The sequence below is a fragment of the Paenibacillus hebaui genome, from assembly GCF_051934385.1.
Classification (GTDB): Bacteria; Bacillota; Bacilli; order Paenibacillales; family Paenibacillaceae; genus Paenibacillus.
Map to the genome: position 1 here is coordinate 2,960,606 of NZ_CP196836.1, position 7,938 is coordinate 2,968,543.

General features: G+C 48.5%; 1 protein-coding gene. It reads left to right on the top strand.

Going from position 1 to position 7,938, the window contains the following annotated elements; translation table 11 throughout:
- Positions 1-106 precede the first annotated feature (106 nt).
- Positions 107-7,927 (top strand): amino acid adenylation domain-containing protein, encoded by a 7,821-nt coding sequence (locus ACR32F_RS13325; RefSeq protein WP_440119832.1) that lies wholly within the window; start codon positions 107-109, stop codon positions 7,925-7,927.
- Positions 7,928-7,938: the final 11 nt, after the last annotated feature.

The following is a 7,938-nucleotide window of genomic DNA, read 5'->3' on the forward strand; positions in this document are numbered from 1 at the left end:
AGCCCCTTCATTAGACGAGGTGCAAAGGTGCAGTTTCTCCCGGAATTCCCTGTCTTAGGCGTCATACTGAAAGGAATGGTGAATTCCTATGAACATAGCGGAGTTTATGAATCATTTACAGAGGAAAAATGTGAAATTGTACCATCAAGAGGGAAAAATCAAAATGATCGGACCACGTGAGGAAATCGATGCTGACCTTAAATCACAGATTAAAGAACACAAACAGGCTCTTATTCAATTTCTGATCCATCAGGAAAAAGTATGGAATGCACCTATTCCAAAGGCCGAAGAATCAACCAACAAGTTGTATTCCCTATCCAGAGCCCAGAAAAGAATGTATATTTTGCATCAAATGGACGATCAGGGAATTGCTTATAACATTCCAATGGCGGTGAAGCTGACGGGCCATCTCGAGCCGGATTCACTTGAAGGCGCGATTGGGCGCATGATCGAGAGGCATGAGGCGCTTCGAACGTCATTTGTGGATGATCAGGGTGAGCCTGCTCAGAAGATTCACCCTGAAATTCGGTTTAAGCTTGATTCCAGCGAATGGAATGAATCCGATATTTTAAACAAGATCAAACAATTTATTCGGCCTTTTGATCTAACACAGGCTCCGCTGCTGCGCGCGGAACTGGTCCGTTTGGATCAAGATCAGCATTTGCTGCTCATGGATATGCATCATATTATATCCGATGGGATGTCATTTGCATTGTTTCTGAATGAACTGGCTGAACTGTACAGTGGAAAACCGTTGGCACCTGTTGCCATCCAGTACAAGGACTATGTGGCATGGGAGAAAGCCAAAGAACGTTCAGGTGATTTGCAGAAGCAGGAGACATACTGGCTGGATACGCTGAGTGGGGAACTGCTACAACTTCAAATGCCTCTGGATTATGCACGCCCGCCAGAACAAAATTATGCCGGTCAACGAATGGTTATCGAGATGGATCAGGAACTAACGAGGAATTTGCAGCGTCTTGCCGATGAGCATGACGTAACGCTGTACATGCTGCTTCTTTCAACTTATGTGGTGGTTTTATCCAAATATACTGGACAGCAGGACATTATCGTGGGTACTCCGATCGCAGGCAGGTCGCATGATAACCTCAAATCAGTAATCGGTTTGTTCACAAATACAATAGCAACACGACACAGCATGGACCCTGAGCAGACATTCGGCGCGTTTTTGAATCAGGTGAGAAGGCATACCTTAGCCGCATATGAGAATCAGGATTATCCTTTTGATGAATTGATTGAAAAACTGAACTTGCCAATGGATCGAAGTAGACACACGCTGTTTGATACGATGTTTGATTTGCAGCACGCCGAGGATTATGTGTTCCAACTTGGTCAGCTTCAAGCGGAAATGTGTGAATTCGATCTGCCGGTCTCCAAATTTGATCTTAGTCTCACCGTAATCCATTACGGCAGTCATATGAAACTGGATCTGCAATATGCTTCCGAATTGTTTGCCAAGCAAAGCATGGAGCGTTTTTTAAGCCACTTGATGAATCTTCTGAATGAGATTGCGTTGAACGCAGGGCAAAAGGTAAGTCAGCTTCGCATGTTGTCCAGTCATGAACAAGAACAAGTCCTTTATCAGTTTAACAGCAAGCGGGTGGATACGTATCCAGACACATTAAATGATTTGCTTGAAGAACGCGCTGGACTCACGCCTGATCGGACGGCAGTAGTCCATGGAGACAGGTTCATGTCTTACCGTCAACTCAATGAAAGGGTAAACAAGCTGGCACGTCTGCTGCGAACGAAAGGGGTTAAGCCCAATTCGATCGTTGGTGTTATGGTTGAGCGATCCTTGGACATGATTGTTGGAATACTGGCAGTTCTTAAGGCGGGGGCGGCTTATCTGCCCATTGATCCTGAATTGCCTGATGACCGGGTATCATACATGCTCATGGATAGCGAGGCTGTGTTGCTGTTGAACGGATGTCCCATGAGAGACAAACTCCACATCACATCCGAGCTGGCGATGGACAACCCGGAGATTGAACATATGGAACCAGGCAATCCGAAACGAGTTAATCACCAAGGAGATTTGGCCTACGTGATCTATACTTCCGGTTCGACAGGTGCGCCTAAGGGAGTTATGACGACTCATGGAAATGTATTGAACTATATCTCTGCATTTTTGGACAGAGTACCGCTAACAAAGGAAGATGCGGTTCTTCAGGTGGTGTCCTTTTCGTTTGACGCGTTCACTGAGGAAGTATTTCCGTTGCTGGCTGTATCCGGACGTATTGTTCTTAGTGGCAAGCTCAACGAAACTCATGTGGATGACCTGGTTATGCAGATTGATAAAGAGAACATCACTGTCTTGAGCTGTTCCCCGCTGCTTCTAAACGAGTTGGACAAAAACATGCATTTGCGTCCACATGCCAACATGAAATTTATCAGTGGCGGGGACGTCCTGAAATACGAATATGTCCGGAATATGGTTCGTTCGGCTCAGGTGTACAATTCATATGGACCTACCGAAGCAACGGTATGTGCTACATATTATCGTGTAATGCCACAGGATGAGAAAAGAGTATCCATTCCCATAGGCAGTCCTCTCGGCAATTATGAGGTGTTTATCCTTGATGAATATCAACAACCCGTTTCGATTGGTGTAGCAGGGGAATTATACATCGGCGGGGCAGGGGTCGCTAAGGGATATCTCAACCTTGCCGAGCTCACACAATCCCGTTTTGTAGATCATCTGGATGCATCGGGGAACAAAATGTACCGCACCGGGGATATGGGGAAATGGCTTCCGGATGGCAATATCGAGTTTCTTGGAAGAAATGATGAACAGATTAAAATACGTGGATATCGCGTTGAAATTCGGGAAGTGGAGCATCATTTGGCAGCTCATCCTGATGTAAGCGACGCTGTGGTTATAGCTCATAAGGATCAACAAGGTCAGCTCTGTCTTTGTGCGTATATTGTCTGGAATTCGCCAGAACATAGGCATGGCATCGAGGAACTGAAAAAACATACGAGAGAGCGATTGCCGGCTTACATGATACCTTCATGGTTTATGAGTTTGGAACGCATTCCACGCACCCTCAATGGCAAAGCAGACCTTAACGTTTTGCCCAATCCCGATGGGGACAGCATGGCCAATACGACGTATGTGGCCCCAAGCAATGAGCTGGAATGTATACTGGCGTCCATCTGGGAAGAGATATTGGAGCTTCGGCCCATTGGCGTAGATCATAGTTTTTTTGAACTGGGTGGTCAGTCCTTGAGAGCATTTGCCATGATGTCAGCCATTCAGAGAAAGTTAGAGATTCGGATTACACTTAAGGATATTTTTAACATGCCTACAATCAGGCAGCTGGCTGCATGGCTTCAAACAAGGGAGACACAGCGCACTTTTCGAATCCAAAAAGCTAACGACAAGTCGCATTATCCTTTGTCCGCAGCACAGCGAAGACTTTACATTCTGGACCGGGTACAACAAACGGGTTTGATGTACAACATGCCACTTATTATCCGTTTGTCAAAAGAGGCTGAACAGCAGCGCATGGAGCAGACATTGCTTGAAATCATTCATAGACATGAAGGGCTGAGAACTTCATTTACAGAAATCGATGGCGAGCCCGTGCAACGGATTCATGCCCAAGTGAACTTCAATCTTCTTGTAGGCAACGGGTTGCAACAGGATTTCGATCCGTTCATACATTCATTTATCCAACCCTTTGATCTGGAGAGGGCCCCTTTGTTCAGAGCTGCATTATGGCGAACGGAGACCAGCCAATATTTATGTCTTGATATGCATCATTTGATTTCAGACGCGGTGTCCATGGATATCCTTATCCAGGAAATAGGGCAAATCTATGAACATAAACAATTGGCACCATTAACCCTTCAATATAAAGATTATGCTGAATGGTCTCTGGCCCTGGAACAACAGGAACAAAGGCAAGAGCATCAGCATTACTGGACAGACGTGCTTAAAGGTGAATTGCCCGTGTTAAATTTGCCGTTGGATTTTTCCCGACCTGCGATTCAGAGTCATGAAGGAAACCGGCTTCAATTTGCAGTGGATTCGCAACTGACACAAAAACTGCGTTTGCTGGCTGCCGAAAACGGTGTAACGCTGTTTGTTTTGCTGTTAACCGCATATACGATACTTCTTGCCCGATACACTTCCCAGGATGACATCATTATAGGTACTACGGTGGCAGGACGAGAGCATCCGGAATTGGAAGATATGGTGGGTATGTTTGTCAATACGCTGGCATTACGCTTTTATCCCGAACTCGATATGTCCTTGCAGCAGTTGCTTCATCATATTAAGGATACTACGCTTGACGGCTTTGCCCATCAGGACTATCCGTTTGATGAACTTGTAAGCAAACTTGAAGTGAAGAGGGATGCAAGTCGGAGCGCGCTGTTTGATACCCTGTTCACCCTTCAGGCTGAACAGACAACCGAAATGGACGCTAATGGTTTGCTAGCAGAATACTATCCGTTCAGTCATCCCACAGCCAAGTTTGATCTGAGCGTAACCGCTTTGGAGACAGCGGAGGGCATAGAGATGTTTTACGGGTATGCCTCCAGGCTGTTCAAACAAGAAACCATTGAGAGATTGGCTGGACATTATAACGAAATTTTGAAAGAGATAGTAAACGATGCTCAACGCACAATTGGTGAGATCAATCTGGTGACGGAAAAGGAAAGGGAACTGCTGCTGTACCAGTTCAACAACAATGTTCGGGACTACTCCCAACGAAAACCCGTTCCGGAACAGATTGCAGACCATGCAATCCGTTTTCCCAATAAAGTGGCTGTTGTATATGACGGGAAACAACTGACCTATAGCGAACTGAATGAACGGGCTACGGATGTTGCGAAAGCTCTGCAGGATCTTGGCGTGCATAAGCAAATGCCTGTAGGCATTATGATGGATCGTTCATTGGAAATGATGGTCGGTTTACTCGGTATTCTCAAATCGGGTGGAGCCTATATGCCGTTAGACCCGGCCTTTCCCGAGGAACGTATTCGCTACATGCTGGAGGATAGCGGTGCCAGCGTGGTTGTTACTCAAGAACATTTGTTGCCCCAAGTGAAAAAATATAGAAATTCCTGTAAAACGCTGTTGCTTGACGATCATTGCTCACCATTACAGAACATTCGGGAGAACGACGGAAGATCGGCTCGGCATGGCGTGCCAAAAATAAAACATGATGAACATGACCTGGCCTACATCATTTATACCTCAGGCTCAACCGGATTGCCCAAAGGTGTATTAATTGAGCATGGATCATTCGCCAATTTCTGTTATGGCTTCAGTGAATCTCAGCAGATAACGGAACGAGATCGTGCAGCCAATTATTTGCAAATTACATTTGATGGGTCTATTATCGACATTTTTCCTGCGTTGGTGGTGGGGGCCGAGCTGCATATCATCCCATCTCAGTTGCGTCTGGACATGTCACAGCTAAATGCATATATGAATGCACATTCCATTACATTGATTACTTTGCCGCCTAAAGTGTGTGAAGTTTTTATCCATCAACCTAACACATCGTTGCGTTTGCTGATTGCTGGAGGAGAACAGCTGAAACTTTCGTTTCTTCCTGACTATCCGCTGATCAATGCATATGGACCTACCGAGAACACGGTCGCTACCACCTACCAACGGGTAGACCAGGTTCAGGGCAATATTCCGATTGGCAAGCCGCTCCCCAACATATGGACCTACGTAATGAATAGCAATCATCAATTATGTCCGATTGGTGTAGCAGGAGAACTATACATTGCTGGTAACAGTGTAGCCCGGGGCTACCTTAATAATCCGGAGTTGACGTCAGAGAAATTTGTGGACAACCCGCATGAACCCGGCAGCAAAATGTACCGGACAGGTGATCTGGTGCGCTGGCTGCCTGGTGGCAATCTGCAATTTATGGGGCGTACCGATCAACAGGTGAAAATCCGTGGCTACCGGATTGAGCTTGGCGAGATCGAACAACAGCTGCTGAAACATCCGGAGATCCGGGAAGCTGCGGTTCTGGACCACCAGGACCCGCAGGGAAACCGGGCGTTGTGTGCCTATGTTGTAGTCGAAGGCGGAGCAGCGTGGACAGCCGCTACCGTAAGGGACTGGCTGGAAGCGGAGCTGCCGGATTATATGATCCCGGCTTATGTGGTGCAGCTGGAGCAGCTGCCGCTGACATTCCATGGCAAGCTGGACCGCAAGGCGTTACCCGAGCCGGATCACCATCTGTCTGCCGGGCCGGAGACGGAAGCACCGCGCAACGAGGTGGAGCGTCTGCTGGTGGAAGTCTGGCGTGACGTGCTAAACATGGAGGAGCTGGGCATCAATCACCAGTTCTTTGTCTCCGGTGGAGACTCCATCAAGGCGCTCCAGATCGGATCACGTCTGGCCCGGGCGGGGCTGCGGATGGAGGTCAGGGATTTGTTTGCCTATCCGAAGATTCGGGACCTCTCGCCGTATGTGAAATGGGAGCAGCGCGAACGGCTCGACCAGGGGCCGGTGGAAGGGGAGGTGCAACTGACCCCGATTCAGGAGTGGTTTTTTGCGAACAATCCTACGGAACGAAACCACTTCACGCAGTCCTTCATGCTGCACCGGGCGGCCGGGTTCAAGGCAGAAGTGCTTGAGCAGGTGCTGGATCGGCTGCTGGAGCATCATGATGCGCTGCGCATGAGGTATGAGATACAAGCGGACGGCAGCATCCGTCAATTCAACCGCCCGGTGCATACCGGAGAGCGGATGTATACCCTGCACCGGTTTGATGTGCGGGGCTGGGCTGAACCGGATCGCCAGGTCTATGAAGCGGCTACCGGGGTGCAGCAGGCATGTAGCCTGGAAGAAGGCAAGCTGGTGCAGGTTGGGTGGTTTGAAGCCGAGGATGGAGACCATCTGCTGCTGGCGATTCATCACCTGGTCGTGGACGGGGTATCCTGGCGAATCCTGCTGGAAGACCTGGAAGTGTTGTATCAGCAGGCGGAGCGGGGAGAAGAGCTGGATGCAGGTGAGAAGACCGACTCTTACCAGCGCTTTGCGGAAGCCTTGCAGGATTACGCAAACAGCCCGCAGGCCGCGAAGGAACGAGCCTACTGGAGCAGACTTGCAGCGGAGGGGGCTGGACTGAACCTGGGAGAACGGGAGGAAGCGGCAGGCCCGGATCGATTCGCGGACAGCCATACTCTGCAAAGCACCCTGAGTGCGGAAGTCACCCGGCAGTTGCTGCGGGAGAGCAACCGGGCCTACCAGACCGAGATCAATGATCTGCTGCTCAGTGCGCTGTACCTTGCGGTGCGGAAGCTGACGGGTGAGCTGAAGCTGAAAGTGAACCTGGAAGGGCATGGCCGGGAGGATGTGCTGGAAGGCATCGATCTCAGCCGCACCGTGGGCTGGTTTACGACCCTGTACCCGGTTCTGTTGGAGGGAGAAGCGGAGGACGAACTTTCAACCACCATCAAACGGGTGAAAGAGGGATTGCGCAAGGTACCCCATAAAGGCTTTAGCTATGGAGCGCTGAAATATGTGGCCCGGATGCCAGAGTTGCAGACGGAGAAGAAGGCTCCAATTCTTTTTAACTATTTGGGAGAGATCGGAGCATCTGCACAATCCGGGTGGGTTCATGCTTCGCATTTTAAACCGGGAGAAAGCATGGGCGAGCATATTGCCCGCATTAATCCGATTGAGTTGAATGCAGCCATCTATAACGGAAGCCTGACCCTTAGCACAACCTATACCAAGTCTGCGTTTTCAGAAGAAGTAATTCTTAATTTAAACCATTATTATATCGAAGCACTTGAACAGGTGGTTGACCATTGTGTCAGCAAAGAACATGCGGAAAAGACATCTTCCGACTATGGATTTAATGATTTGTCATTAGAGGATCTTGAAGATTTATTAAGCGAGTATGAGCTGATTGAGGATTAATATCTGTATAT